Source organism: Luteimonas sp. A649, assembly GCF_054072735.1.
The window spans coordinates 128,721-153,467 of sequence record NZ_JBSVRQ010000003.1 but is presented as its reverse complement, the minus strand read 5'-3'; the positions used below and the strand labels follow the sequence as shown (position 1 = coordinate 153,467).

General features: G+C 68.7%; 23 protein-coding genes, 4 tRNA genes and 1 other RNA gene. 11 read left to right on the top strand and 17 right to left on the bottom strand.

The window, feature by feature from the left end:
* Together ACW5E8_RS12665 and ACW5E8_RS12660 are read left to right on the top strand one after the other, a co-directional pair.
* Positions 1–1,926, top strand: coding sequence for a transglutaminase TgpA family protein (locus tag ACW5E8_RS12665; RefSeq protein ID WP_456966019.1), 1,926 nt, complete (start codon positions 1–3; stop codon positions 1,924–1,926).
* Positions 1,927–1,974: 48 nt separating this feature from the next.
* The gene (locus ACW5E8_RS12660) at positions 1,975–2,457 is read left to right on the top strand and encodes a Slp family lipoprotein (protein WP_456965877.1); all 483 of its coding nucleotides are present in this window, start codon (positions 1,975–1,977) and stop codon (positions 2,455–2,457) included.
* A gap of 3 nt (positions 2,458–2,460) precedes the next feature.
* On the opposite strand, the gene ACW5E8_RS12655 is transcribed toward ACW5E8_RS12660, so the two are convergent.
* Genes ACW5E8_RS12655 through dnaX form a run of 4 tightly spaced genes read right to left on the bottom strand, consistent with a single transcriptional unit; the run spans position 2,461 to position 5,638 of the window.
* Positions 2,461–2,808: a histidine triad nucleotide-binding protein gene (locus tag ACW5E8_RS12655; protein ID WP_456965876.1), complete on the bottom strand. Its 348-nt coding sequence runs from the start codon at positions 2,806–2,808 to the stop codon at positions 2,461–2,463.
* Between the two features lie 8 nt (positions 2,809–2,816).
* Complete coding sequence (gene recR / locus ACW5E8_RS12650; RefSeq protein ID WP_456965875.1) at positions 2,817–3,413, bottom strand: recombination mediator RecR; 597 nt, start codon at positions 3,411–3,413, stop codon at positions 2,817–2,819.
* Positions 3,414–3,441: 28 nt separating this feature from the next.
* Positions 3,442–3,762, bottom strand: coding sequence for a YbaB/EbfC family nucleoid-associated protein (locus tag ACW5E8_RS12645; protein WP_456965874.1), 321 nt, complete (start codon positions 3,760–3,762; stop codon positions 3,442–3,444).
* A 1-nt stretch (position 3,763) separates the two neighbouring features.
* The gene (gene dnaX / locus ACW5E8_RS12640; protein ID WP_456965873.1) at positions 3,764–5,638 is read right to left on the bottom strand and encodes a DNA polymerase III subunit gamma/tau; all 1,875 of its coding nucleotides are present in this window, start codon (positions 5,636–5,638) and stop codon (positions 3,764–3,766) included.
* 320 nt (positions 5,639–5,958) lie between these two features.
* Between dnaX and ACW5E8_RS12635 the strand changes: the two genes are divergently transcribed.
* Together ACW5E8_RS12635 and ffs are read left to right on the top strand one after the other, a co-directional pair.
* Positions 5,959–6,051 (top strand) — tRNA-Ser (locus ACW5E8_RS12635).
* 51 nt (positions 6,052–6,102) lie between these two features.
* An RNA gene (ffs, locus tag ACW5E8_RS12630) (signal recognition particle sRNA small type) lies at positions 6,103–6,199 on the top strand.
* Positions 6,200–6,208: 9 nt separating this feature from the next.
* On the opposite strand, the gene ACW5E8_RS12625 is transcribed toward ffs, so the two are convergent.
* On the bottom strand, positions 6,209–6,967 hold the full coding sequence (locus ACW5E8_RS12625; protein ID WP_456965872.1) for an MBL fold metallo-hydrolase: 759 nt from the start codon (positions 6,965–6,967) through the stop codon (positions 6,209–6,211).
* A 2-nt stretch (positions 6,968–6,969) separates the two neighbouring features.
* Positions 6,970–7,731: a 3-deoxy-D-manno-octulosonic acid kinase gene (locus ACW5E8_RS12620; protein WP_456965871.1), complete on the bottom strand. Its 762-nt coding sequence runs from the start codon at positions 7,729–7,731 to the stop codon at positions 6,970–6,972.
* Positions 7,732–7,750: 19 nt separating this feature from the next.
* On the opposite strand from ACW5E8_RS12620, the gene ACW5E8_RS12615 reads away from it, so the two are divergent.
* Entirely contained in the window at positions 7,751–8,809 is a 1,059-nt protein-coding gene (locus tag ACW5E8_RS12615; RefSeq protein WP_456965870.1) for a glycosyltransferase family 9 protein, read from the top strand.
* Positions 8,810–8,843: 34 nt separating this feature from the next.
* On the opposite strand, the gene ACW5E8_RS12610 is transcribed toward ACW5E8_RS12615, so the two are convergent.
* A complete protein-coding gene (locus ACW5E8_RS12610) occupies positions 8,844–9,245 on the bottom strand; it encodes a DUF6165 family protein (protein ID WP_456965869.1) in 402 nt (133 codons plus the stop codon).
* Between the two features lie 107 nt (positions 9,246–9,352).
* On the opposite strand from ACW5E8_RS12610, the gene ACW5E8_RS12605 reads away from it, so the two are divergent.
* The 3 genes from ACW5E8_RS12605 to ACW5E8_RS12595 all read left to right on the top strand — a co-directional run bounded on the left by ACW5E8_RS12605 (position 9,353) and on the right by ACW5E8_RS12595 (position 12,641).
* Positions 9,353–9,443 (top strand) — tRNA-Ser (locus ACW5E8_RS12605).
* 732 nt (positions 9,444–10,175) lie between these two features.
* Positions 10,176–11,042 (top strand): hypothetical protein, encoded by an 867-nt coding sequence (locus ACW5E8_RS12600; RefSeq protein ID WP_456965868.1) that lies wholly within the window; start codon positions 10,176–10,178, stop codon positions 11,040–11,042.
* A gap of 894 nt (positions 11,043–11,936) precedes the next feature.
* Positions 11,937–12,641 (top strand): PP2C family protein-serine/threonine phosphatase, encoded by a 705-nt coding sequence (locus tag ACW5E8_RS12595; protein WP_456965867.1) that lies wholly within the window; start codon positions 11,937–11,939, stop codon positions 12,639–12,641.
* 18 nt (positions 12,642–12,659) lie between these two features.
* Here ACW5E8_RS12595 and dnaQ read toward each other — a convergent pair whose 3' ends face one another.
* Genes dnaQ through ACW5E8_RS12580 form a run of 3 tightly spaced genes read right to left on the bottom strand, consistent with a single transcriptional unit; the run spans position 12,660 to position 14,532 of the window.
* Positions 12,660–13,388, bottom strand: a complete 729-nt coding sequence (gene dnaQ, locus ACW5E8_RS12590) for a DNA polymerase III subunit epsilon (protein ID WP_456965866.1) — start codon at positions 13,386–13,388, stop codon at positions 12,660–12,662.
* Positions 13,389–13,435: 47 nt separating this feature from the next.
* The gene (gene rnhA / locus ACW5E8_RS12585; protein ID WP_456965865.1) at positions 13,436–13,882 is read right to left on the bottom strand and encodes a ribonuclease HI; all 447 of its coding nucleotides are present in this window, start codon (positions 13,880–13,882) and stop codon (positions 13,436–13,438) included.
* Positions 13,879–14,532 (bottom strand): hypothetical protein, encoded by a 654-nt coding sequence (locus ACW5E8_RS12580; protein WP_456965864.1) that lies wholly within the window; start codon positions 14,530–14,532, stop codon positions 13,879–13,881. Before ACW5E8_RS12580 ends, rnhA begins: the two co-directional genes overlap by 4 nt.
* Before the next feature lie 43 nt (positions 14,533–14,575).
* On the opposite strand from ACW5E8_RS12580, the gene gloB reads away from it, so the two are divergent.
* The 3 genes from gloB to ACW5E8_RS12565 are packed head-to-tail and all read left to right on the top strand — an operon-like array spanning position 14,576 to position 17,220.
* On the top strand, positions 14,576–15,352 hold the full coding sequence (gene gloB, locus ACW5E8_RS12575; protein WP_456965863.1) for a hydroxyacylglutathione hydrolase: 777 nt from the start codon (positions 14,576–14,578) through the stop codon (positions 15,350–15,352).
* A complete protein-coding gene (locus ACW5E8_RS12570; protein WP_456965862.1) occupies positions 15,349–16,377 on the top strand; it encodes a lytic transglycosylase domain-containing protein in 1,029 nt (342 codons plus the stop codon). The genes gloB and ACW5E8_RS12570 overlap by 4 nt, the downstream gene beginning before the upstream one ends.
* A 30-nt stretch (positions 16,378–16,407) precedes the next feature.
* The gene (locus tag ACW5E8_RS12565) at positions 16,408–17,220 is read left to right on the top strand and encodes an enoyl-ACP reductase FabI (protein WP_456965861.1); all 813 of its coding nucleotides are present in this window, start codon (positions 16,408–16,410) and stop codon (positions 17,218–17,220) included.
* A 105-nt stretch (positions 17,221–17,325) separates the two neighbouring features.
* Here ACW5E8_RS12565 and ACW5E8_RS12560 read toward each other — a convergent pair whose 3' ends face one another.
* The 7 genes from ACW5E8_RS12560 to clpP all read right to left on the bottom strand — a co-directional run bounded on the left by ACW5E8_RS12560 (position 17,326) and on the right by clpP (position 24,725).
* A complete protein-coding gene (locus tag ACW5E8_RS12560) occupies positions 17,326–19,305 on the bottom strand; it encodes a peptidyl-prolyl cis-trans isomerase (protein WP_456965860.1) in 1,980 nt (659 codons plus the stop codon).
* Between the two features lie 111 nt (positions 19,306–19,416).
* Positions 19,417–19,493: transfer RNA gene (locus tag ACW5E8_RS12555), tRNA-Asp, on the bottom strand.
* A gap of 35 nt (positions 19,494–19,528) precedes the next feature.
* Positions 19,529–19,603 (bottom strand) — tRNA-Val (locus tag ACW5E8_RS12550).
* A gap of 11 nt (positions 19,604–19,614) precedes the next feature.
* Positions 19,615–19,887, bottom strand: a complete 273-nt coding sequence (locus ACW5E8_RS12545; RefSeq protein ID WP_456965859.1) for an HU family DNA-binding protein — start codon at positions 19,885–19,887, stop codon at positions 19,615–19,617.
* 162 nt (positions 19,888–20,049) lie between these two features.
* Positions 20,050–22,476 (bottom strand): endopeptidase La, encoded by a 2,427-nt coding sequence (lon, locus tag ACW5E8_RS12540; protein ID WP_456965858.1) that lies wholly within the window; start codon positions 22,474–22,476, stop codon positions 20,050–20,052.
* Between the two features lie 201 nt (positions 22,477–22,677).
* Positions 22,678–23,967, bottom strand: coding sequence for an ATP-dependent Clp protease ATP-binding subunit ClpX (gene clpX, locus ACW5E8_RS12535; RefSeq protein WP_456965857.1), 1,290 nt, complete (start codon positions 23,965–23,967; stop codon positions 22,678–22,680).
* A 131-nt stretch (positions 23,968–24,098) separates the two neighbouring features.
* A complete protein-coding gene (gene clpP / locus ACW5E8_RS12530; RefSeq protein WP_456965856.1) occupies positions 24,099–24,725 on the bottom strand; it encodes an ATP-dependent Clp endopeptidase proteolytic subunit ClpP in 627 nt (208 codons plus the stop codon).
* Positions 24,726–24,747: the final 22 nt, after the last annotated feature.

Below are 24,747 nucleotides of genomic sequence, written 5' to 3'. Positions count from 1 at the left end.
ATGGCGCTGGATCCGCAGGCGCGGGCGTGGACCCTGGGCGCGGCCGCGACCTGCCTCCTGTCCCTGCTGCTGCAGTTGCCGGGGCCGCTGGCCGCCGGCCTCGCCGCGGTCGCAGTGCTGGTCGGCGCGCTGTCGTGGCGGCGACGCCTTCCCGGTGCGCTGCGCGTGGTGCTTTCGGTGGCGCTGGTCGCGCTGGTGCTGGTCCAGTCGGGTTTCGGTTTCGGCCGCGACACCGGCTGCGCGCTGCTGGCGGCCATGCTCGCGCTCAAGCCGATGGAGCTCAGCACGCTGCGCGACGGACGCAGCCTGCTCGGCTTTGCACTGTTCGCGCCGTTCGCGACCTTCCTGCTCGACCAGGGGCCGCTGAGCCTGGTGCTGGGACTTGGCGGCGCACTGGCGGCGCTGGCCGCGATGCTGCGCCTGGCCGAACTGGAAAGCGACGAGACCCGCACCCTGCCCGCGCGCGAGCGCCTGCGTCGCGTCGCGGCCATGGCCGCCATCGGCCTGCCGCTGGCGCTGGCCGCATTCTGGCTGTTTCCGCGCATGGCGACGCCGCTGTGGGGCGTGCCCGAGCGCGTGATCTCGTTGCCCGGCCTCTCGGACAGCATGGCGCCCGGCCAGTGGCTCGACATGATGAACGACGACAGCCCGGCGCTGCGCGTCAGCTTCGACGGCCCTGTCCCTCCGACATCGGAGATGTACTGGCGCGGGCCGGTGCTGTGGAACTACGACGGCCGCGAGTGGACGACTTCGCGCTGGTTCAGCGCGCTGCCGGCCGCCACCGTCGAGCACGGCGCGCGACGCTACAGCTACGAGGTCGAGGTCGAACCCACGGAGCGCCGCATGCTGGTCGCGCTCGAGCTTCCGGTCGACGTGCCCGACGGGGTCGAGCGGACGTACGAACAGGTCCTGTCCACGCGACGCCCGCTGTCATCGGTCACGCGCTGGCGGATGACCTCGGCCGCGCCGGTCGTGTTCGAGCCCGAACTCCGGCCGTTCCTGCGCAGCGCGGCGCTGCGCCTGCCCGACGGCTTCAATCCACGCACGCTGGCCCTGGCGCAGGTCTGGCGCGCCGAGACCGGCGAAGGCGCGGCAGCGGACGCGGCCATCGCCAACCGCGCGCTGGCGTGGATCCGCGCCGAGTTCGGCTACACGCTGGGCACGCCCCTGCCCGGGCGCCACGCCGTGGACGAATTCCTGTTCGACCAGAAGCAGGGCTTCTGCGAGCACTTCAGCCAGGCCTTCGTGGTGCTGATGCGCGCGTCCGGGATTCCGGCGCGCGTAGCCACCGGCTACGTCGGCGGCTACCGCAATCCGGTCGGCGACTACTGGATCGTGCGCAACTCCGACGCCCACGCCTGGGCCGAGATCTGGCTGCCGGAGCGCGGCTGGGTGCGCGTCGACCCGACCGCGGCCGTGGCGCCCGAGCGCATCTACGACACCCTCGCCGACCGCACCGGGCGCAGCCCGGCCGGTCTCCGGGCGCTGGCCCCGATGATGGACATCGGCGACTGGATGCGGCGCGGCTGGAACGACATGGTGCTGGGCTTCGATGCCGATCGCCAGCAAAGCATCCTGCACGCAGTGACCGGCCGCGACCTCGACGGCGTCCAGCTGGCGCTGCTGTTCGCACTCGTGGCATGCGTGGCCCTGGCCGGCATGCTCTGGCTGGTCGCGCGCGGCGAACGCGAACGCGATCCGGTGCTGCGCGCCTGGCACCGGCTCGGGGCGCGCTACCGGCGCCTCGGCCTGGGGCGGCAGCCGCACGAGACCGCGACCGCATGGGCGGCGCGCGTGGTGGAGCTGCGACCCCGGTCCGCCGCGCTCACGCCCCTCACCGCGCGCTTCAGCGATTGGCGCTACGCTCCCAAGCAGGAGGACGAAGCACGCGCGCTCCTGCGCGACCTGCGCGCGCATCGCCCCTGACACCGGCACGCCGGCATCGCATCGGCACCCCATCCAACGGAGACCTCCATGCGCATCCGCACCCTGCTTGCACTGGCCGCCACCGCGCTGCTGGCGGCCTGCGCCACCCACCCGCAACCGCTGCAGGGCGACTACGCGCCACTCACCCCGCACGACGCCGCCGAGGTCGACGCCACCGGCAGCCTGGTGCGCTGGGGCGGACGCATCGTCCAGGTCGAGCCGCGCGCGGACAGCACCTGCTTCGAGATGGTCTCCACGCGCCTGGACCACTTCGGCCGCCCGTACTGGGCCGACAGCGACACCGGCGGCCGCTTCATCGCCTGTCGCTCCGGGTTCTACGATCCCGCGGTGTTCGAGGCCAATCGCGAGGTGACGTTCACCGGTCGCCTGAGCGGGCATGAGAGCCGCAGCATCGGCGGCTACAGCTATCGCTTCCCGCTGCTCGACGCCGACGTCGTGTACCTCTGGCCCGAGCGCCAGCGCGTGTTCTTCACGCGCCCGGCCCCGTGGCCATGGTGGGGCTACTGGTAGGCGTCAGGCAGGCGTCCCGAAGCGTCCCAGCGGTGCACCGGCGAGCAGGTGCAGGTGGATCTGGAACACGGTCTGGCCGCCGTCCTCGTTGCAGTTCATGACGATGCGGTAGCCGTCTTCGGCCAGGCCTTCGCGCTTGGCATACGCCGCCGCGGCCAGCGCCAGGCGGCCGACGGTTTCTGCCTGGTCGCCCGACAGGTCGTTGAGCGTGGCGACGTCCTCTTTCGGCACGAACAGCACGTGCACCGGCGCCTGCGGCGCGATGTCGCGGAAAGCGATGAGGTGCTCGTCCTCGTAGACGATGTCGGCGGGGATTTCGCGCCGGATGATCTTGTGGAAGATGGTGCTCATGGACTCTCCTAGGCCATCTCGCCGCGGCTGCCGAAGGCATGCGACAGGGTGCCGCGGTCGACGTATTCGAGTTCGCCGCCCAGCGGCAGGCCGTGCGCGGGGCGGCTGGGGCGCACGCCGTGCTGGCGCGCGAGCTGTGCCAGGTAGTGCGCAGTGGCCTCGCCCTCGACGGTGGGGTTGGTGGCGATGATCAGTTCCTGCACCTCGCCCTGCGCCAGGCGCTCGCCCAGCAGGTGCAGGCCGAGCTCGCGCGGGCCGATGCCGTCGAGCGGACTGAGCCGACCCTGCAGCACGAAGTACAGGCCGCGGTACCCGGTGGCCTGCTCGATCGCGAGGCGGTCGGCGGGCGACTCCACGGCGCACAGCAGCTGCGCGTCGCGCGAAGCGCTGGCGCAGGTCGCGCACAGCGGGGTTTCGCTGAAATCGCGGCAGCGCTCGCAGTGGCCGATCTTCTCCACCGCTTCGCCCAGCACCTCGGCCAACCGCCGGCCGCCATCGCGCCCACGCTCGAGCACGTGGTAGGCCATGCGCTGGGCAGTCTTCTGGCCAACGCCGGGAAGGACCCGGAAGGCCTCGACCAACTGTTCGAGCAGGGGAACGCTCACCGTGTGACGGACGCCGGGCGATGCCGGATCAGAACGGCATCTTCATGCCGGGCGGCAGCGGCATGCCGGCGGTGGCCGCACCCATCTTCGTCTGCGACTCGGCGTCGATCTTGTTGCTCGCGTCGTTGAAGGCGGCGGCGATCAAGTCCTCCGCCATCTCAGGATCCGACAGCACGCTCGGGTCGATGCGCACCTTGCGGCACTCCTTGCGGCCGGTCAGGGTGACTTCGACCATGCCGCCGCCGGCGCTGCCGGTCACTTCGAGGTTGGCCAGCTCGGCCTGCGCCTTCTGCAGGTTTTCCTGCATCTTCTGCGCCTGCTGCATCATCTGGGCGATATTTCCGCGCATGTCAGTGCTCCTGTTCCTGTATGGGTCTGATCGAATCCGGGACTACGCGCGCGCCCTGCTCCATCAGGCGCTGCACATGCGGATCCTTGTTGAAGGTGTTTTCGGCCGCGCTCTGGCGCTCGTCGCGCACGCGCTCGTTGCGCGCATGCAGGGTGTCGCTCACCGCGATGCCCGCTTCGAAACGGATCTGCGGCGGCGTGCCCCATGCCGTGCCCAGCGCGTCGGCGAACTGCTGCACCAGGAAGGGCGCGCGCAGATGGTCGTCGGACTCGGGCAGCGACAGGCGCAGCACGTCGCCGCCAAGCGCAACGAAGGCGCAGCTGGCCGCGAGCTCGCGCACCGGTCCGCGCAGCTCGAGTCCCGCGATGAAGTCCGGCCACGAGCCGGCATCAACATCGACTGGCGCCAGCACGCTGGTACGCGACGCCGGTGGCGGGGCGACCGGTCGCTCCGGGACAACAGGGGCCGGCACGGCGTCCTGGCGCCGTGCTTCGACGGGCGGCACGGGCATATCCATGTTCGGCGAGGGAGACTCGAGCCACGGCGGCGCGTCCTCCACCGCGGTGGTCACCGCGGGTGCCGTGGGCGCCATCATTCGAGGTGGTGCAGCCTCCTGCACTCGCTGCGGGGCCCGGGCCGGAGGCGGGGGCTGCGGCGCAGCGGTCGGCGGCACCGGTGCGGCTCCCTCCAGCGCCGCACGCGCCGCGGCCGCGGCCGAGCGGCCACCACCCTGGCCGGCAGCCGTGGTGCTCGTTCCGCCACCGCTTCCAGCCGCCGCCCGGCCCTCGCCGGGCCGGAACGCGAGCATGCGCAGCAGGCTCATCTCGAAGCCCACCCGCGCGCTTGGCGCGAGGTTGATGTCGCGGCGTCCACCCACCGCCATCTGGTACCAGAGCTGCACCAGCTCGGGCCGCAGCGTGGCGGCCAAGTCCGTGACGTCGATGCCGTCGGCCTCGGTCCCGGCGCCCGGCACCAGCTGCTTTACCTGGATGCGGTGCAGCGCTTCAGCCAGCGCGTCGAGCACACCGGCCCAGTCGGGCGAAAACCCCGCGAGCACCTCGATCGTGGCCATCAGCGCATCGCCGTCATCGTGCGCCAGCGCCGCCAGCAGCGCCGCGACCTGGGTCCGGTCCACCGAACCGAGCATGGTCGCCACCGCCTGGTCGGTCAGCGCGACATTCGCGCCGGCGCCGCTGTAGCCGATGGCCTGGTCGAGGAGCGACAGGCCATCGCGCATGCTGCCGTCGGCGGCCTTGGCCAGCTGGCGCACCGCGCCGGGCTCGGCCGAGATGCCTTCGGCAACAAGGATCTTCGCGATCTGGCCGCGGATCTGCTCTTCCTCCAGGCGCTTGAGGTTGAACTGCAGGCAGCGCGACAGCACGGTCACCAGCAGCTTCTGCGGATCGGTGGTCGCGAACAGGAACTTGACGTGCTCCGGCGGCTCCTCGAGCGTCTTCAGCAGCGCGTTGAACGCCGCCTTCGACAGCATGTGCACCTCGTCGATCAGGTACACCTTGTAGCGGCCGCGCGAGGGCATGTACTGCGCGTTGTCGATCAGGTCGCGGACATTGTCGACGCCGGTGTTGGAGGCGGCGTCGATCTCGAGCAGGTCGATGTAGCGGCCGGCGTCGATCGCCTGGCAGGTCTCGCACTCGCCGCAGGGATCGCTCGAAGCCCCGCGCTCGCAGTTGAGGCTCTTGGCGAAGATGCGCGCGATCGTGGTCTTGCCGACGCCGCGGGTGCCGGTGAACAGGAAAGCGTGGTGGACGCGGCCGGAATCGAGCGCGTTGACCAGCGCGCGAACCACGTGTTCCTGGCCCACCAACTCGGCGAACCGCTTGGGGCGCCACTTGCGGGCGAGGACGAGATAGGACATGGCGCCATTCTGCCACGTGAAGATGTGGGCGATGGCTGCGGAGGCGGAGGGCGCGCGGGGTACTCCGCCGGCGGCCTGCGGCACGGCGTCGCAAGGCGGGCTGGGGGGTGCGCAGTGGGCATAAAGGCCCGCGCAGCGGGACAGCCCACGGAGCACCCACCAGCCCGCCGTCCCGCGCGCCCACCCGCGCCCTCCCGCGCCCTCCCGCGCCCTCCCGACGCCCCCGACACCGATGTTCCTTGTCGACGCAACCACGGGAAGGCTAGAATTGCGGGTCCCGTGCGGCCGCGCCAAGGCAGGCATGACGCACGGGCAGGTGCGGAGAGGTGTCCGAGTGGTTGAAGGAGCACGCCTGGAAAGTGTGTAAGCGTCTAAACCGCGCTTCGGGGGTTCGAATCCCCCTCTCTCCGCCAGTTCCAAAGCGCGCCACGCAACGGGCCCGCTCGCAGGTTTCCATGGTGGCCCCGTCGGCCCCTCGCGACGCTAGATCGAAAACCCCGCCAGGGCCGGAAGGCAGCAACGGTATCGATCGACGCGGGTGCCGAGGCAAGTTGGCGGGGCTGCCTCCATTCAGGGCGACAGCGCCTGATGCGGCACCGGCTCGGCCAGCGCGAACGCCTCGCCGGGACGGGCCACGCGGTGCCCGCGCGCGCGCAGGGCGTCGCCGTCGGCCTCGCTGGCGTAGTGGTAGAGCACGCAGCGGGCCAGCAGCTCCGGCGTGTATTCGCGCTCCAGGTCGTCGATGCCGGTGTGCGAGGGGTTGCCGTGCAGGCCGCAGTCGTGGGCGATGAGTTCGCCCTGGTCGGCGGCTGCCGCCAGCACCTCGGGGATCGGGCGGGTGTCGCCGGTCCAGGCCAGGCTGCCCCGCAGCCGCAGCCCGAAGGCGGTGCGCGGCCAGTGATGGCGCGCTTCGAACACTTCCAGGCGCACGCCGTCGTGCCAGAAGGCATCGCCCACCGGCACCACGCGGAACGCATCCCAGAAATTGGCGCCGCCCTCGGCGAGCGCATTGGGATACGCGGCCACGCGCCGGTGCAGCAGCGGCAGCACGTCCACCGGCACGTACAGTGGCATGCGGCCGCGACGCGCGGGGTCGAAATAGTTCGCCACGAACAGGCGCTCGAAGCCGGCGACGTGGTCGAGATGGACGTGGGTGATGAACAGTGCCGGCGGCGGCGCGCCATAGCGTGCGAGATAGGCGGTCAGGCCTTCCGCGCCGCAGTCGATGGCAAGCCACGGCACGCCATCGCGCTCGATGGTGGCCATCGGGGAACCCAGCGACACCGCCGACGCGCTGCCCACCCCCTGGAACCGCAGCGCCCAGGCCATGCTCAGATACCCCGCTCCCAATGCTTGTCGTAGCCACGGCGCAGGCGGGCGAAATCCTCGCGCACCTCGGCCTCGCTGCGCGCGCCGCGGACCTTGAGCAGGGAGCGCTCCAGGCGCGACAGGTTGCGTGCACGCCAGCCGGTGGCCGGGATCTGCATGCGGCTGCGGTCGAAATCGATCAGCCAGCCGCGGCCGGCGTCGTCATAAAGGATGTTGTGCGCATTGAGGTCGGCATGGTCGAGCCCTTCGCGATGGAAGCGCGCGACCAGGCGTCCGGTGTCTTCCCACGGCACTGTGGCCGGATCGCCGGCCGCCATGTCCGCAAGCGAGCGCACATCCATGAGGCGCTGCATCAGGATCGCCGCGCGATAGGTCGGCCCCTCGCGCACATAGGAGGCCGCGATGGGCTGCGGCACCGGGAGTTTGCGCTTGCCGAGCTCACGCAGCAGCCGGAACTCGGCGAAGCTGCGCACGCGTTCGACGCCGCGCCACAGATGGCGGTCGCGACTCACCGCCGCGGCCATGCCGCCCCGCAGGTAATGGCGCAGCACGCAGGGCCCGTGGCTGGTGTCCTGGATGAACCAGGCGCCGCCGCGGCCGCTGCCCGACACCGGGACGGCACGCGGCCCCCAGGCGTCGGGGTCGAACCAGCGGGGGTCGGCTTGCCGCAGCTGCGTCTGGTCGAACAGAATCGAGCCGATACCGCGCCCGCCAGGTCCGGCGCGGAACGGCGTCAGGCTCTCGGTGGCGTCGAATTGTGCCATCCGCCGGAGTCTAGCAAGCTTGTCCAAGTCCGATAACGATCCACCGCGTGCCATCTGCCTGCTGCGCCTGTCCGCGCTCGGCGACGTGACCCATGTCCTGCCCCTGGTGCACACGCTGCAGCGGGCCTGGCCGGACGTCGCGCTGACCTGGATCATCGGCAAGGGCGAGCAGCGCCTGCTTGAAGGCCTGCCCGGCGTGGAGTTCGTGGTCTACGACAAGAAGACCGGGCGCGAGGGCATGGGGGCACTGCGCCGGGAGCTTGCCGGGCGCGACTTCGACGCCCTGCTGCTGATGCAGCTCGCGCTGCGCGCCAACCTGCTCTCACGCACGGTGCGGGCGCGGCGGCGCATCGGCTACGACCGCGCGCGCTCCAAGGAGCTGCACGGGCTGTTCGTCAACGAGCGCATTCCCGCCGATGCCGGGAGCCATGTGCTGGACGTGCTCGGCGCGTTCGTGCGACCGCTGGGCCTGCGCCAGGACCGCATCGAGTGGAACCTGCCCGTGCCCGCGGACGCCCGCGCATGGGCGCGCGCGCAATGGCCCGACGACGGCCAGCCGACGCTGGTGGTCTCGCCCTGCTCCAGCCACGCCCTGCGCAACTGGAGCCCGGAGCGCAACGCCGCGGTCGCCGCACATGCCGTGACGCAGGGCTGGCGCGTGGTGCTGTGCGGCGGCCGCAGCGAACTGGAGCGGAACACCGCCGACGCCATCCTCGCCGCGGCCGGGGTGCCGCTGCTCGACCTGGTGGGCAAGGACACGCTGAAGCAGCTGCCGGCCCTGCTCGAACGCGCCGACCTGGTGATGACGCCCGACTCCGGGCCCACCCATATCGCCAACGCCATGGGCACGAAGGTGCTGGGGCTGCATGCGGCGACCGACCCTGCCCGCAGCGGCCCGTACTCCGACCGCCGCTACTGCGTGGACCGTTACGACGACGCCGCGCGCCGCTTCCTGGGCAAGCCGTCGGCCCGGCTGCGCTGGGGCACGAAGATCGAGCGCGAAGGGGTGATGGACCTCATCACCGTGGATGAGGCGATCGGCGCGTTCGAACGCTACCGCGCCGAGCATCCGGGCTGAAGGGCACGGGCCGCGGCACGGTGGCCGCCAATGCTCAGCCGCCGGCGCCGTAGTCCTGGTACGACTTTTCCTCGACGTAGCTCGAGCCAAGCGCGAGGTTGATCGCCTTCTTGATCCGCGCGCGCTCGTCGTTTTCCAGGTAGACGCTGCGCGCCAGGCGGACGAAATCGTCGTCGAAGGCCTGGGCCTTCTCCTTCAGGCGGACGTCGTCCTCGATCTCCCAGAGCCGCTCGTTGACCGCCTTCAGGTCCGCGCGCAGGCGGGCGATGTCGTTGCCGGCGGCCGGGTGCGCCATCCAGGTGTTCTCCAGCGCCGTGAGTTCGCGGCGGACGTTGGCCAGCTTGGCTTCGTCGCTCATGCGCTCGGACTTGATCTGCAGGATCGAGGTCTTGTCGAGCAGCTCGCCAAAGGAGACGGGAACGATGATCTCGGACATGGATGCGGCCGCGGCGTCTTCGGGGCCGCACAGTGTAGCGGCTCGTCTTGTGGGCCCCGCCCCATCGCCGTATCATTGCGCCCCCGGCCCTCGTGGCCGGGACCACCGGAGAGGTGGCAGAGCGGTTGAATGTACCTGACTCGAAATCAGGCAGGCGTTTATAGCGCCTCGGGGGTTCGAATCCCCCCCTCTCCGCCAGTTTATGACTTAACGTATTGATCTTAAAGGCCATTCTTCGGAGTGGCCTTTTCGTTACTTACTTTATTCCCAACGTCCCGCACCTCGCGCTTCTAAGCAAGCCACGATTCGAGCCAGCTTCCAATTTCTCCCGCTGGGGTGCCGAGACGGAGGAAGTCCCTCTTGTCCCGGTGATGACGCGCGGAGACCGCGCCGGGGTCGAAGATCAGGTCGTAAGCAGTCGTAAGCTGCGATCACCGTGACCATGACCGCTAGCATGGCTGTTGATCCCGCAGGGCCGCCGACGCTGGATGCTACAGCGCCGCTGCCACACAGCACGGTCAAGAATGAACCGCTTGTAGTAGTTCGCCTTGGCCAGGTAGCTAAGGGCGAAGTGGAGGTTGCCCCACTTCGCATCGTCACCGCGAGCAAACGTACCAGGCCCGCGCGCGTGCAGGACTTCTTCTGCAAATTGCAATTGAAGTACCTACCGTCGCCGCTGGTAACCGTTTCCTTCCAATACTCTCCGATAATCGTTCCTAGCGTTATATCCTGCCGCACCTTCTGCCCATCGAAGAACGCGGCAAGGTGGAGGTGGCAGCCCTTCTTCAATCCTGAAATTGCAACGTCAGGACGAATTTTCAGACCTTCCCTATATCAGATCGAGCGGTTTCACCATCAAGCGAAATTGCCGCGCTGTCCAATTATGGTGTAGAAAACGCATTCGGAAGTTCCACTGCCAAGGAGCATGGCATGAAATATCTAGTCACGACTGTTGCATTGTTGCTATTCACGATTCCACCGGTCGTCTCCGCAAGCGACTCGGGTCTAATTTACGCCTCGTCAGACCCCTCCAGCGAACAGTTGTACGTGGAAATGCAGGGAGGAGTGAGCCTGCTGATAGACAAGACGACTGACCGCATCTACTTGAATCGGCCTGGTGAACCTGAGGCTTCACTAACGTTCGAGGAAGCAATAGCTGGCACCTCAGATATCCCGCAGGTTCGCGCGGCAAATCTTGTTAAATTGAGGAGCACACTCTCAGATCCTGATTTCCTTTTCACCATAACAGCCCCACGGGTCGCAGTTGACGACAGCATTTGGCAATTGCCAGAGCCCGATATGTGCGGCGATTTCATTTGCATAAGTCCGGATTCCGCAAAGTGGCATGAGGCAGACATCGAAGCTGGCTTCAACCCGGGGAATGGCGTCGGCAAACGCATGTGCGAACACTATTTGTGTCCTGTTCTACCGATGCCGTGTGAACTCGGACCTTGCGGTGTCAGTTCGTGGGAAAGTAACCTGCTCTTCTACTCAGGCTGGGGTGCCGGGTGGGGTGGCTCGGAAGGTGGCGGGTCGATCACCCAGCAGGAGTTGATTGCCCATGATCGCCACAGCTTTGAGAGATCGCGCCTCGACGCATGCGACAGGGCTAATCTAGCCACCGCTTCCTCGGCACTGGCGGGGACTGGAATGGTGGCTGCATGTGCTACATCTCCAAGCGGGGTCGGGCTTGCCCTTTGTCTAGCCGCCGGCGCGAGTTTCGGGCTCGCCATGGGTGAGCTGTCATCGACCAGTAAACAATGCAAAGCCGAGTATCCTGGCTTGGATAATTGGTGATTCCATGAATTTCTGGGTCCTAGCAATCCCCGCTGGATTTATTATCGGGGGCATCATCGCGGCCTACGTGCGATTGAGACGACCGGACTGGGCATGGCCCATCGCCTACATTGTGTTCGGCATGGTTTCGGTGATACTAGTCCAGCAGCTTGTGCGGGTGATGTCCGGATGAACTTTCCAGCAGCGCGTGTTTCTGAATCGACGAACTTTCGATTCCAGTCACTGACCGAAACTGGATTCTTTTCGTCATAGCTCGTTAGCCTCATCCTGCATTCAACCCTGGCGCTCTCGGGCGGACTTGACCTTCGGTGTGGGCGGTTCCAATGCTTGCAGATCAACAAGCCAACGGTACCCCGACATGCCTTGTCGGGGTACCGCTGGCCTTCTAGCTATCCCCAACCCTTTTAGCAGTCTTGGCCAGCCTTGTGCCGGTAGTGAGGATGTTCCAGTGGCTTGGCTCCCCACTTCGCGTTAGTCTCGCGGCCGCAGCTTTAGGTAGGCGACATCCTTGCGCTCAGCCTCACGCCTACTTTCCCCCGGAACGCGATGCGCCAGATACGCAAAGGCCCCCGCAAGGGGGTTTTCGCGTATCTGGCGGAGAGGGGGGCAGCTCGATTCAACCCTCCGATTCGACCCGAAGGCGCGCAGCGCCGAAGGGCGCCCGGCCGAAGGCCGGACAATCCCCGCAAGACGCCCCGGGCACCCACATGACCCCAGGGCTTTCCGCCATATCCACCCGACCAAAGGCCAATCCCCACACCCCCTCCACTCGCCGTATACCATCCTCTCCTCTCCTCGATCCGCGCAAAACATTCCACACCGCATGCCAGCTGACCTCTCCCGCCTGCCGCCTCCGTTCTCTCATGCAGCCCTTCTGGGAAACGCGGCAAGCGCATGATCGAGTTCGGCCATCTCACGCACGTCGGCCTGCGCCGCGAGCTCAACGAAGACACCTACTACGGCGACAGCGAGCTGGGCCTGTGGCTGGTGGCCGACGGCATGGGCGGTCATGAATATGGCGAGGTCGCCAGCGCGCTGGCGCGCGAGGCGATCGTGCGCGAGACCCGCCAGGGCACGTCGCTGGCGCAGGCGATCCGCATCGCCGACGAAGAGATCATCAGCGCCTCGCGCAAGCGCCAGGACGCCCTGCCCATGGGCACCACCGTGGTCGCCGCGCGCATCAGCGGCAACCGCTTCGAAGTGGCCTGGGTCGGCGACAGCCGCGTCTACATCTGGCGCGATGGCAAGCTGGCCCAGCTTTCGCAAGACCACAGCTACGTCCAAGAGCTCATTACCCAGGGCGCGATCAGCATCGACCAGGCCCGCAGCCACCCGCACCGCAACGTGGTGACCCAGGCGCTGGGCGTGACCGATCCCCAGGCGCTCAACGTCGAGACCATGTCCGGCGAGCTGGCGCCCGGGATGCAACTGCTGCTGTGCAGCGACGGCCTGACCGAGGAAGTCGACGACCGCGGCATCGCCCGCGTGCTTGCGCACAACGAATGCAGCGCGCAGGAATGCGTCGACGGGCTGGTGGCCGCGGCACTCGACGGCGGCGGCTCTGACAACGTCACCGTGGTGCTGGTGCGCCGCCACTGAGCGCGGCGCGCTTCTGCCTCAGGCCGTGATTGCGGCCTCCTCCACCGCCTCGTCCCACAAGGCCCGTCCCGCGCGGCTGCGGATCGCATCCACGCGTTCGCGGTGCGCCTCGAGTTCGGTCGCCGGCACCATCACGCGTGGGCGCGGACCGAGCGCCTCCGGACGCGGCCGGGCGAGTCGCGACGCGGCCGTTTCGGGCACGACAGGCCCGGCGAGCCCGAGCTCCGTCTGCCCGGCCGTCAGCGCCAGATAGACCTCGGCCAGCAGTTGGGCGTCGAGCAGCGCGCCGTGCAGCTGGCGGTGCGCGTTGTCCACACCCAGTCGGCGACACAGGGCATCCAGCGAGTTGCGCTGGCCCGGGTAGCGCTGGCGCGCCATTTCAAGCGAGTCGAGCACCGACGCGTGGTCGCGGATCTTGCCGGGACTGACGGGCAGCAGCGAAAACTCGTTGTCGAGGAAACCGACGTCGAAGGCCGCGTTGTGGATCACCAGTTCGGCGCCGGCGATGAACTCCAGGAACTCGTCGGCGATCGCCGCGAACTTCGGCTTGTCGGCGAGGAAGTCCAGCGTCAGGCCGGTGACCTCCTGCGCGCCGGGTTCGAACTCGCGCTCGGGGTGGATATAGCGGTGCCAGGTCCGGCCGGTGGGCCGGCGCTCGACCAGTTCGACGCAGCCGATCTCGACGACGCGGTTGCCCTTGCGCCATTCCAGGCCGGTGGTTTCGGTGTCGAGGACGATCTGGCGCATCTGCATCTCTGGGGTGGCGTGACGGGGCGTAGCGGTCGGGACCGGGCTCAGCGGGCGGCGGCCTTGAACTTGATGGCTTCGTTGCGCGCGAGCTCGTCGACGCGCTCGTTGTCGGGGTCGCCGGAATGCCCCTTCACCCAGCGCCAGTCGATGACGTGGCGGCCGGTGGCGGCATGCAGGCGCTCCCAGAGGTCGCGGTTCTTCACCGGGTCGCCGCCGCTGGTCTTCCAGCCGCGCCTGACCCAGTTGCGCATCCATTCGGTGATGCCCTGGCGGACGTACTGCGAGTCGGTGTGCAGGGTGACCTCGCACGCCTCGGTCAGCGTCTCCAGCGCCACGATCGCCGCCATCAGCTCCATGCGGTTGTTGGTGCTCAGCGCTTCGCCGCCGACCAACTCGCGCTCGCGCACGCCATAGCGCAGCAGCGCCGCCCAGCCGCCGGGACCGGGGTTGCCGAGACAGGCCCCGTCGGTATGCACCTCCACCGCCTTCATGCGGGAGCCGCTCCCGTCGCCACCGGCAGCAGGCGGTGCTGCCGCACCGGCGTCAGGGGCTGGCTGCGCCGCTCGGCGCGCACCAGGTAGGCGGCGCGCAGGCCGGTCCCACGCTGCAGTCGCGGATCGAGCACCGGTTCCCATCGCGGGCCCATGCCTTCCGACACCGCGTCGGGTTCCAGGCCCGCCCGGCGCAGCAGGCGACGCCAGGACAGGGGTTCAGCCGCACTCAGGCCGTGGCCCCGCCAGCGCCAGCGATAGGGAGACAGCGGATTGAGCGCGAACAGCAGGACGCGCCCGCCGGGCACCAGCACGCGCCCGACCTCGTCGAGCAGCTCGGCGCCGCGGGCGTCGGGGGTGGCCACGTGCTGCAGCACCACGGTGCCGAAGGCGCCGCTGGGCAGGGGCAGGGGCAGCGCACACGACACCTCGCCGCCGAAGCGTTCGCCGCGCGCGTACAGGGCCAGGCCGCGGCTGCCCTCGGGTCGCGCCTGGGGCAGCGGCGCAAGCCACAGCCAAGGCTGTGCAGGGCGCTCCTGGAGCGCGTGTTCGACGACGTCGCGCTCGCTGCCGAGCAGCACTGCGCCTTCGCTGGACGCGAACCAGGCCTGGGCTGCGTCGGGTTGACCGGGGCGGGAACGGAGCGGCATGGTCGCCATTCTAGACGCCCAGCCCCCGACCGGGGTCCCGCATATGACCCCGACCCTGCTTGCACTGCCCGCATTCGCCGACAACTATATCTGGCTGCTGCCGCCCGGGGACGGGCGTGGCGCAATCGTGGTCGACCCCGGCGACGCGGCACCGGTGCTGGCCGCCGCCGACGCCGGCGGCTGGCGGCCGCACGCGGTGCTGCTGACCCACCACCACGACGACCACATCGGCGGCGTGGCCGCGCTGCGCACGCGCTGGCCGGACCTGGTCGTGGTCGCGCCCGGCGATGAACGGATCCCGCTGGCGAGCCGGCGGGTCGGGGATGGCGACCCGCTCGAAGTCGCCGGCCATGCGTTCGAAGTCCTCGCCGTGCCCGGCCATACCGTGAGCCACATCGCATTCCACGGCCATGGCCTCTTGTTTTGCGGCGACACCCTCTTCAGTCTCGGCTGCGGTCGCCTGTTCGAAGGCACGCCGGCGCAGATGCTGGCGTCGCTGGACCGGCTCGCGGCCCTGCCCGGCGACACCCTGGTGTGCTGCGGGCACGAGTACACGCAGTCCAACGCCGCCTTCGCTCGGGCGGTCGACCCCGACAACCCGGCGCTGGCGCGCCGCAGCGAAGAGGTGGCCGCCTTGCGCGACGATTCCCTGCCCACGCTTCCCGTCACGCTCGACCTCGAGCGTGCCTGCAATCCCTTCCTGCGCGTGGACGCGCCCGCGATACGCGCGGCGGTCGCCGCGTGGTCGGGTGACGACGGCCTCTCCCGGGTCGGCACCTTCGCCGCACTGCGGCGCTGGAAGGACGGATTCCGCGCATGAGGGCGCGCACGTGTGCGACGGCGCTGGCGCTGCTGCTGGCGATCTTCGCGGGGCCGGCTGCCGCGGGCCAAACCGGGCAGGTCGCCGTCGACGAAGGCAGCGCTGCTGCCTCCGGAAGCCCGACCGGACCGCTCGCCATCGAGGCGGCCGGAGCTAAGCCAACTCCGGCCGCGCCCACCTCGCCCGCGCAGTCGGCGGTCGTACCCGCACCCGCCGGCGCCACGAACGGCGTGACGATCTACGAACGCTTTGTCGACGGCCTCGCGCAGCCCGGCTGCACGGACGCCAGCCCGCGCTGGCGGCAGCACTTCGCGCACGTCCCCGGCCAGCTCGTCGCCGGCGACAGCGAGGTCCTGCCGCTGTTCGGCTACGTGGTCGAGGCGCTGCGCAGCGCCCACCTGCCAACCGAATACGCGCTGATCCCTTTCGTCGAAAGCGGCTATCGCCCCGGCGCGCGCAGCAGCAGCGGACCTGCAGGCCTGTGGCAGTTCATCGCGGTCACCGCGCGCAACCACAAGATCCCGATGCGCGGCGGCTACGACGGACGCCTTTCACCCGTCGACGCCACCCGTGCGGCGGTGCGCTATCTCAAGACCCTGCACGGCATGTTCGCCGGCGACTGGCGGCTCGCGGTGATGGCCTTCAACGCAGGCGAGTACCGCGTGCTCGGCGCCCTGCGGCGCCATGACCAGCGCGCGGCCGCCGCGGATCCGGAGGCCCTTGAAAGCCTTTCCGGCATCACCCGCGCCTATGTGCGCAAGCTGCATGCACTGTCGTGCCTGATGGTGGAGGCCGGTGAAAACGAGGATTGGCGGCAGGCGCTGGACCGGCCGATCGCGCCCCTCGTGGCGATCGACCTTGCCGAGGAGCCCGCCGGCCTGGACGGCTACGCCCGTCGCACGGGCATCGATCCCGCGCGCCTCCGGCGCCTCAATCCGGCGCACGGCTCCGCAGGCGGCACGGCTGGTCGCCAGGCGCTGGTGCCGGCGGCCGCGGCCCCTTCGGTGGCACCCGTGGCAAACTAGCCAGCTCCCTTCCATAGAGTCGAACACACCATGGGATTCCTGCAGGGCAAGCGCGCACTGATCACCGGCATCGCCAGCCAGCGCTCCATCGCCAACGGCATCGCCGAAGCGATGCATCGCGAAGGCGCCGAGCTGGCCTTCACCTACCAGAATGAAAAGCTCAAGTCGCGCGTCGAAGACGTGGCCGGGCGCCTGGGCGGCGGTCCGGTCTTCCCGCTGGATGTCTCCGACGACGCCCAGATCGACGCCCTGTTCGCCGACCTCGGCACGCACTGGCCGGACGGCTTCGACATCCTGATCCACGCCATCGCGTTCGCCCCGCGCGAGGCCATCGCCGGCCAGTTCCTGGACGGCCTGTCGCGTGAAGCATTCTCGATTTCGCAGGACATCTCCGCCTACTCGCTCGCAGCGCTCGCCAAGGGCGCGCGGCCACTGATGCAAGGACGCAAGGGCGCCGTGCTGACGCTGAGCTACCTGGGCGCCGTGCGCACCCTGCCCAGCTACAACGTGATGGGCGTGGCCAAGGCCAGCCTGGAAGCCACCATGCGCTACCTGGCTTACAACCTGGGGCCCGAGGGCATCCGCGTGAACGCGATTTCCGCCGGGCCGATCAAGACCCTGGCCGCGGCGGGCATCGGCGGCTTCCGGAAGATCCTCGGCCACGTCGAATCGCATGCGCCACTGCGGCGCACGGTCAGCATCGAGGACGTCGGCAACGTCGCCGCGTTCCTGTGCTCGGACCTCGCTTCGGGCATCACCGGCGAAGTCACCTACGTCGATGCCGGCTACAACATCGTCAGCATGACCGGTCTGGAAGAGCCCGCGGGTGACGCCGCCGACTGAGCGGCACTGGCGGAAGCCTGCGCGGATGCCGCGCAGGCCCCGAACGGAAGAAGCCCGGCATGGCCGGGCTTCTTCGTTTCCAGCGAGTGCGGCGGCCGCCCCGGGTTACAGGCGCGCCTCGATCGTGGTGACGCGCACCTGCTTGCGCAGGGCGCGCAACAGGGCCATCGCGTCCTCGTCGCCTGCCAGGCGCGCGAGCTGGCCCGCGATCATGCTGCGCTCCTCGGCGCTGGCTTCGGCCACGTCGCCCGGCACCACCCTGGTCACGGCATAGATGACGATGCTGCCGTCGTCCTGCACCACGCGACCGACGGACACGCCGCCTTCCGCCGGCTCCGGGGCGGCAAAGATGGCCTCGTTGGCTTCCGCGGACGGCATCGGCATGCCGCGGCGCATGCCCGGCAGTGCCATGTGCTGCCAGCCGCGGGCCTCGGAGAGCTCGGCAAGCGCCTTGCCACCTGCAATCTCGGCCACGACCGCGTCGGCCTCGGCCAGCGCTGCCTGGCGGGCACGGTCGACGCGGATCGAGGCGACGACCTGGTCGCGGACTTCGGCCAGCGGCCGCTCGCGCTCGGGCTGGTGCTCGGTCACACGGATCAGCACGCTGTGGTTGGTACCGAGCTCGATCGGATCGCTGACGGTGCCGTCCTGCACCAGCGCGTCGGAGAACGCGGCGCGCTGCACCGCCGGATTGGCAGCGACGCCTTCACCGCCGCCGCGGACGAAGGGACCCGCCTTCTGCACCGGCAGGCCTGCCTCGCGAGCCGCCGGCCCCAGCGAGCTGGGGTTGCGGTAGACCTGGTCCACCAGGCGGCCGATCAGCTCGTTGAAGCCGCGCTCGCGGTCGGAGACGGCCTGGGCTGCGGCAAGTTCCTCGCGTGCGTCCTCGAACGGCACGTCCCTGCCCTCGCGGACGTCGCGCACGAGCAGCACGTGCCAGCCGAAGTCGGTCAGCACCGGATCGCTTGCGACGCCGGGCTGTGCCGCCTTCACTGCGCTGTCGAAGGTCTCGCCCATGATCCCCTGCTCAAGCCAGCCGAGGTCGCCACCACCGGCCTTGGAGCCTTCGTCGTCGGATTCCGCGCGCGCGATGGCCGCGAAGTCTGCGCCATCGGCGCGCGCCTGGGCCGCGAGGCCCTCCGCACGCACCTTGGCTGCATCGCGCGTGGCGGCATCGGCGCCGTCGGGCACGCGCACCAGGAGGTGCGACACCAGGTGCTGCGACGGCTCGACGAAGCGTGCCTTCTCCTGCTCGTAGCGCGTCCGCAGCGTGGCTTCGTCGGCCGCGGCCGGCTCGGGCACCGCGTCGCCGAGGATCTCGACGAACTCGATCGACACTTCTTCCGGCGCGCGGTAATCGGCGCGGTGGCTGTCGTACCAGGCCTGGATGTCGGCGGCGGCGATCGCACCGGCGTCCGGCGTGGGCGCCGGGATCATCGCCATGTCGACGTCGCGCTGCTGGCCGAGGAGCTGCATGGTGCGCTCGACCTGGCCGGGGCTCGCGAATGCGGTGCCGGCCACGCGGCTGGGCAGCAGCAGCATCTGCAGGCGCTCGCGGATCTCTTCCTGGTGCTGGAGCGGCGACTGCGCGGGCACGCGGGACTGCAGCAGCATCTGGTAGCGCTGCGGATCGAAGCGCCCGTCGACCTGGAACTCGGGCATCGACGCCACGACCTCGGCCACGCGGGCATTGCCCACCGCGACGCCGGCGCTGCGCGCGGCCAAGGCCAGCACGCTGCGGTCGACCACCTGGTCGAGCACGCGCAGCTTGTTTTCCGTCTGCTCGAACGCGCGCGCATCGAAGGCGTCGCCCTCGGTGGCCCGCGCCTGCTGGCGCGCGAGCTCGAACTCCGAGCGGAACTCGTCGACGGTGATCTCCTGCGACACCCAGAACGCCTTGCGCACCGGCCAGATGTCCGGCGCGGAGCGCCACCACGACGGCGGTGCCTCGACCTTGGCGGCGTAGTTCGCCGAGTTCTGGAACAGGTATTGCTCCATGCCGAAGAAGGCAAAGGGAATCGCCAGGATGATGACGATGACCAGTGCGATCCAGCCGGAGGTTTTTTCTCGGAGTGCTTGCAGCATGTCAGGGCACGCGTTGGACGTAGCCCGGCAGTTTAGCGCATGCCCGGCAGGCGCGGCCCCGTAGGGCCCAAAAGAAGAAAGGCGCCCTTGCGGGCGCCTTCCTGGTGTGACTGGCGGAGTGGACGGGACTCGAACCCGCGACCTCCGGCGTGACAGGCCAGCATTCTAACCAACTGAACTACCACTCCGCGTCGTCGAACCTGTTGCGAACGTCAGCCCTGACTGGTGGGTGCTGAGGGGATCGAACCCCCGACCCTCTCCGTGTAAAGGAGACGCTCTACCGCTGAGCTAAGCACCCAAGCGGGCCGCTTAGTTTACAGCATCCTTCAGCGCCTTGCCAGCCTTGAAGACAGGATTTTTCGAGGCGGCGATCGCGATCTCTTCGCCGGTGCGCGGATTGCGGCCCGTGCGGGCAGCGCGCTCCTTGACCTGGAAGGTGCCGAAGCCGACGAGGGCCACGGTGTCGCCCTGCTGCAGGGCCTTGCCCACCGAGGACAGCACGGCATCGACGGCACGTGCGGCATCGGCCTTGGACAGGTTGGCCTCTTCGGCAACGGCCGAGACCAGATCGTTCTTGTTCATGTATTCGGTGCTCCTGCGCGACCGACGGGTCGCTCGAATTGGTGGCGGGCCAGCGGGCGGCGTGACCGCCGCGGCTCCGGGATCGCGTGCGGCCCCAGGCCGTGATGCGAGCGCGAATTTATACCAGCGCCCCCGGTGGCACGCAAGAAAAACGCTGCGCCATCAGTGCTTGACATCCGCCCGCGGTGACGTCTTGCGCGACGGGCGACGCGCCACGTTCTCCACCGGGACAGGCGCCGGCAGAGGCGGAAGCGGCCGCTCGAGCGCCAGGTCGAGCACCTCGTCGATCCACTTCACGGGAACGATTTTCAGGCCCTGGGTCACGTTCTTCGGGATGTCGGCGAGGTCCTTCCGGTTCTCCTCCGGGATGATCACGGTGGTCACGCCGCCACGCAGCGCGGCCAGCAGCTTTTCCTTGAGGCCGCCGATCGCGGTGACCTTGCCGCGCAGGGTGATCTCGCCGGTCATCGCCACTTCGGCGCGCACCGGGATCCGGGTCAGCGTGGACACCAACGACGTCGCCATCGCGATGCCGGCGCTCGGGCCGTCCTTCGGCGTGGCGCCATCAGGCACGTGCACGTGGATGTCGCGCTTCTGCAGGAAGTCGAGCTCGAGGCCCAGTCGCTCGGCGCGCGCGCGCACCACCGACAACGCAGCCGATGCCGACTCCTTCATCACGTCGCCAAGCTGGCCGGTCAGCGTGAGTTGGCCCTTGCCCGGCACCAGCGTCGATTCGATCTGCAGCAGGTCGCCACCGACCTCGGTCCATGCCAACCCCGTGACCAGGCCGATCTCGTTGTCCTGTTCGGCGCGCCCGAAATCATAGCGGCGCACGCCCAGGTACTTGTCGAGGTTCTTCGCGTTGACGTTCAGCGCGCGCGCCTTCTTGGCCTGCGGCCCGGCCAGCGCGACCTCCTTGACCACCTTGCGGCAGATCTTGGCGATCTCGCGTTCGAGGTTGCGCACGCCGGACTCGCGCGTGTAGTAGCGCACGATGTCCTGGATCGCGCCCTCTGCGATCTTCAGCTCGCCGTCGCGCAGGCCGTTGGCCTTGATCTGCTTGGGCAGCAGGTAGCGCATGGCGATGTTGATCTTCTCTTCCTCGGTGTAGCCGGGGATGCGGATCACTTCCATGCGGTCGAGCAACGGCCCGGGGATGCGGAGCGAGTTCGAGGTCGCGACGAACATCACCTCCGACAGGTCGAGGTCGACCTCGAGGTAGTGGTCGTTGAAGGCGTTGTTCTGCTCGGGATCGAGCACTTCAAGCAGCGCCGAAGACGGGTCGCCCCGGAAGTCCATCGACATCTTGTCGATCTCGTCGAGCACGAACAGCGGGTTCTTCGTGCCTGCCTTGGTAAGGTTCTGCACGATGCGCCCCGGCATCGAGCCGACATAGGTCCGGCGGTGGCCGCGGATCTCGGCCTCGTCGCGCACGCCGCCCAGCGACATGCGCACGAACTTGCGGTTGGTGGCCTTGGCGATCGACTGCCCGAGCGAGGTCTTGCCCACGCCCGGCGGCCCGACCAGGCACAGGATCGGGCCCTTCATCTTCGACACCCGCGTCTGCACGGCGAGGTATTCGAGGATGCGGTCCTTCACTTTCTCCAGGCCGTAGTGGTCGGCGTCGAGCGTTTCCTGCGCGGCCTTGAGGTCCTTGCGGACCTTGCTGCGCTTCTTCCACGGCACGCCCAGCAGCCAGTCGAGGTAGTTGCGCACCACCGAGGCTTCGGCCGCCATCGGCGACATCTGCTTGAGCTTGTTGAGCTCGGACTTGGCCTTCGTCTCCACGGGCTTGGGCATGCCGGCGGCCGCGATCTTGCGCGCGAGCTCCTCGAGGTCGTTGGGCGCGTCGTCCATGTCGCCCAGTTCCTTCTGGATCGCCTTCATCTGCTCGTTGAGGTAGTACTCGCGCTGCGACTTCTCCATCTGCGACTTCACGCGGCCGCGGATGCGCTTCTCCATCTGTTGCACGTCGATCTCGCCGTCGACCAGGCCGACGAGCATCTCCAGGCGCCCGGCGATGCCGAAGGTTTCCAGGAGACGCTGCTTCTCGCCCAGGCGCACGCCCAGGTGCGCGGCGACGGTGTCGGCCAGGCGCGAGGGCTCGTCGATACCGGCAAGCGTCTGCAACAGCTCGGGCGGCAGCTTGCGGTTGGTCTTCACGTACTGCTCGAACAGGCCCATCAGCGAACGTGCGACGGCCTCGACTTCGCGCGGCTCACGGTCCTCGACCGGCTCGACCACGCTGCAGATGCCGGCCAGGGTGCCGTCGACTTCGCGCACCGCGTCGACCGTCGCGCGGGAAACGCCTTCAACCAGCACCTTGATGGTGCCGTCGGGCAGCTTCAACAGCTGCAGCACCTGCGCCACCGTGCCCACGGGATGCAGGTCCTCGACGCCCGGGTCATCGGTCTCGGCGGATTTCTGCGCGACCAGCAGCACCTGCTTGGCGCCCTCCATCGCCAGGTCGAGGGCGCGGATGGACTTGTCGCGGCCCACGAACAGGGGGATGACCATGTGCGGAAACACCACCACGTCGCGCAGGGGCAGGACCGGCAGGTCGAAGGTGGCGGGCTGGGGGGTGCTCATCGGAACTCCTGGACATGGCGGGCGGCAGGTTGGGCGCCGCATGGGTCAGGTTATGGGGTTCCGCGGCGGTGGATGCAAGCACTGGAACGGGGCGGCCGCAGGATGCTGCGGCGCGTGCTGCGTTCAGGCGGGAGCAAGGCCGCGATGCGGCCTGTCCGGGAAAGTGTCCAGGCCCGCGAGGGGCCCGGAGCGCGCCTTGGCTCAGTCGCCCGAGGCGGCCTTCGCTGGCGCGGCGGGAGCCGATTCGTAGATCAGGTAGGGCTCGGACTTGTGTTCGATCACCGACTCGTCGACCACGACCTTGCTCACGTTTTCCTGCGACGGCAGGTCGTACATGGTGTCGAGCAGCACCGATTCGACGATGGTGCGCAGGCCGCGCGCGCCGGTCTTGCGCTTGAGCGCCTTGCGCGCGATGGCAGCCAGCGCGTCGGGGCGGAACTCCAGCTCCACGCCCTCCATCTCGAACAGCTTGCGGAACTGCTTCGTGATGGCGTTCTTGGGCTCGGACAGGATCTTCACCAGGGCCGCTTCGTCGAGCTCCTCGAGCGTCGCGACCACCGGCAGGCGGCCGACGAACTCGGGGATCAGGCCGAACTTGATCAGGTCCTCGGGCTCGACTTCGGCCAGCACCTTGCCGACTTCGGCCTTGCGCTCGCTGCTCTTGAGCTTGGCGCCGAAGCCGATGCCGCCGGCCTCGGTGGACCGGGCCTGGATGATCTTGTCCAGGCCGGCGAACGCGCCGCCGACGATAAACAGGATGTTGCGGGTGTCGACCTGCAGGAACTCCTGCTGCGGGTGCTTGCGGCCGCCCTGCGGCGGCACGCTGGCGACGGTGCCTTCGATGAGCTTCAGCAGCGCCTGCTGCACGCCCTCGCCCGACACGTCGCGCGTGATCGACGGGTTCTCGCTCTTGCGCGAGATCTTGTCGATCTCGTCGATGTAGACGATGCCCTGCTGCGCCTTCTCGACGTCGTAGTCGCACTTCTGCAGCAGCTTCTGGATGATGTTCTCGACGTCCTCGCCCACGTAACCGGCTTCGGTCAGCGTGGTGGCGTCGGCCATCGTGAACGGCACGTTGAGCATCCGCGCCAGGGTCTCGGCGAGCAGCGTCTTGCCCGAACCGGTGGGGCCGACCAGGAGGATGTTCGATTTGGCCAGCTCGACCTCGTCGTTCTTCTGCCGGCTCTCGATGCGCTTGTAGTGGTTGTACACCGCCACGGCGAGGGTCTTCTTGGCGCGCGACTGCCCGATGACGTACTGATCCAGGACGTCGAGGATTTCCTTCGGCTTGGGCAGCGAGCTGCGGGCGCTCTGCGCCTTCTCCTCCAGCTCTTCGCGGATGATGTCGTTGCACAGCTCGACGCATTCATCGCAGATGAACACGCTCGGGCCCGCGATCAGCTTGCGGACCTCATGCTGGCTCTTCCCGCAAAACGAGCAGTACAGGATCTTGCTGCTGTCGCCGGAACGGCCTTGTCTATCTTCGGTCATGCGTTCGCCAATCGGTGTATCGGGGGGTCGGGGTCGAGAATAGCACCCGGGCCCCGGGTCGCAAGGGCGACGGGCCCGGACTGCCGCGGCCATGGAGCCGCGGGCGGGGGAATCCGGCGATGCCGGCCTGTTCAGGCAGGCTGGATGGACTCTTCCGGACGGCGCTCGAGGACTTCGTCGATCAGGCCGTACTCGCGCGCGGCTTCCGCGCTCTTGAAGTTGTCGCGCTCGGTGTCGTGGGCGACCGTTTCAATCGCCTGGCCGGTGTGGCGGGCCAGGATGGCGTTCAGGTTGTGCTTCATCGAGAGGATCTCGCGGGCGTGGATCTCGATGTCGGTCGCTTGGCCCTGGAAGCCGCCCAGGGGCTGGTGGATCATCACCCGCGAATTCGGCAGCGCGTAGCGCTTGCCGGCCGCGCCGGATGCCAGCAGCAGCGCGCCCATGCTGGCCGCCTGGCCGACGCAGATGGTGCTGACGTCGGGCTTGATGAACTGCATGGTGTCGTAGATCGCCATGCCCGCCGTGACGATGCCGCCCGGCGAGTTGATGTACAGGTTGATGTCCTTCTCGGGGTTTTCGGCCTCGAGGAACAGCATCTGCGCCACGATCACGTTGGCCACGTGGTCGTCGATGCCGCCGACCAGGAAGATCACCCGCTCCTTCAACAGGCGCGAATAGATGTCGTACGCGCGCTCGCCGCGGCTGGTCTGTTCGACCACCATCGGCACGAGGTTCAGGGCCTTGGTCTGGATGCTCATTTCAATCCCGTGTCAGCGGAGG

Excerpts from the sequence above, each read along its gene's own strand:
- ACW5E8_RS12595 (WP_456965867.1), top strand. The coding sequence starts at position 11,937 with ATGATCGAGTTCGGCCATCTCACGCACGTCGGCCTGCGCCGCGAGCTC.
- ACW5E8_RS12625 (WP_456965872.1), bottom strand. The coding sequence starts at position 6,967 with ATGGCCTGGGCGCTGCGGTTCCAGGGGGTGGGCAGCGCGTCGGCGGTG.
- clpX (WP_456965857.1), bottom strand. The coding sequence starts at position 23,967 with ATGACCGAAGATAGACAAGGCCGTTCCGGCGACAGCAGCAAGATCCTG.
- gloB (WP_456965863.1), top strand. The coding sequence starts at position 14,576 with ATGACCCCGACCCTGCTTGCACTGCCCGCATTCGCCGACAACTATATC.
- lon (WP_456965858.1), bottom strand. The coding sequence starts at position 22,476 with ATGAGCACCCCCCAGCCCGCCACCTTCGACCTGCCGGTCCTGCCCCTG.
- ACW5E8_RS12545 (WP_456965859.1), bottom strand. The coding sequence starts at position 19,887 with ATGAACAAGAACGATCTGGTCTCGGCCGTTGCCGAAGAGGCCAACCTG.
- dnaQ (WP_456965866.1), bottom strand. The coding sequence starts at position 13,388 with ATGCGCCAGATCGTCCTCGACACCGAAACCACCGGCCTGGAATGGCGC.
- dnaX (WP_456965873.1), bottom strand. The coding sequence starts at position 5,638 with ATGTCCTATCTCGTCCTCGCCCGCAAGTGGCGCCCCAAGCGGTTCGCC.
- ACW5E8_RS12620 (WP_456965871.1), bottom strand. The coding sequence starts at position 7,731 with ATGGCACAATTCGACGCCACCGAGAGCCTGACGCCGTTCCGCGCCGGA.
- ACW5E8_RS12660 (WP_456965877.1), top strand. The coding sequence starts at position 1,975 with ATGCGCATCCGCACCCTGCTTGCACTGGCCGCCACCGCGCTGCTGGCG.
- clpP (WP_456965856.1), bottom strand. The coding sequence starts at position 24,725 with ATGAGCATCCAGACCAAGGCCCTGAACCTCGTGCCGATGGTGGTCGAA.
- ACW5E8_RS12600 (WP_456965868.1), top strand. The coding sequence starts at position 10,176 with ATGAAATATCTAGTCACGACTGTTGCATTGTTGCTATTCACGATTCCA.
- ACW5E8_RS12570 (WP_456965862.1), top strand. The coding sequence starts at position 15,349 with ATGAGGGCGCGCACGTGTGCGACGGCGCTGGCGCTGCTGCTGGCGATC.
- ACW5E8_RS12565 (WP_456965861.1), top strand. The coding sequence starts at position 16,408 with ATGGGATTCCTGCAGGGCAAGCGCGCACTGATCACCGGCATCGCCAGC.
- ACW5E8_RS12610 (WP_456965869.1), bottom strand. The coding sequence starts at position 9,245 with ATGTCCGAGATCATCGTTCCCGTCTCCTTTGGCGAGCTGCTCGACAAG.
- ACW5E8_RS12560 (WP_456965860.1), bottom strand. The coding sequence starts at position 19,305 with ATGCTGCAAGCACTCCGAGAAAAAACCTCCGGCTGGATCGCACTGGTC.
- ACW5E8_RS12580 (WP_456965864.1), bottom strand. The coding sequence starts at position 14,532 with ATGCCGCTCCGTTCCCGCCCCGGTCAACCCGACGCAGCCCAGGCCTGG.
- ACW5E8_RS12665 (WP_456966019.1), top strand. The coding sequence starts at position 1 with ATGGCGCTGGATCCGCAGGCGCGGGCGTGGACCCTGGGCGCGGCCGCG.
- ACW5E8_RS12645 (WP_456965874.1), bottom strand. The coding sequence starts at position 3,762 with ATGCGCGGAAATATCGCCCAGATGATGCAGCAGGCGCAGAAGATGCAG.
- ACW5E8_RS12655 (WP_456965876.1), bottom strand. The coding sequence starts at position 2,808 with ATGAGCACCATCTTCCACAAGATCATCCGGCGCGAAATCCCCGCCGAC.
- rnhA (WP_456965865.1), bottom strand. The coding sequence starts at position 13,882 with ATGAAGGCGGTGGAGGTGCATACCGACGGGGCCTGTCTCGGCAACCCC.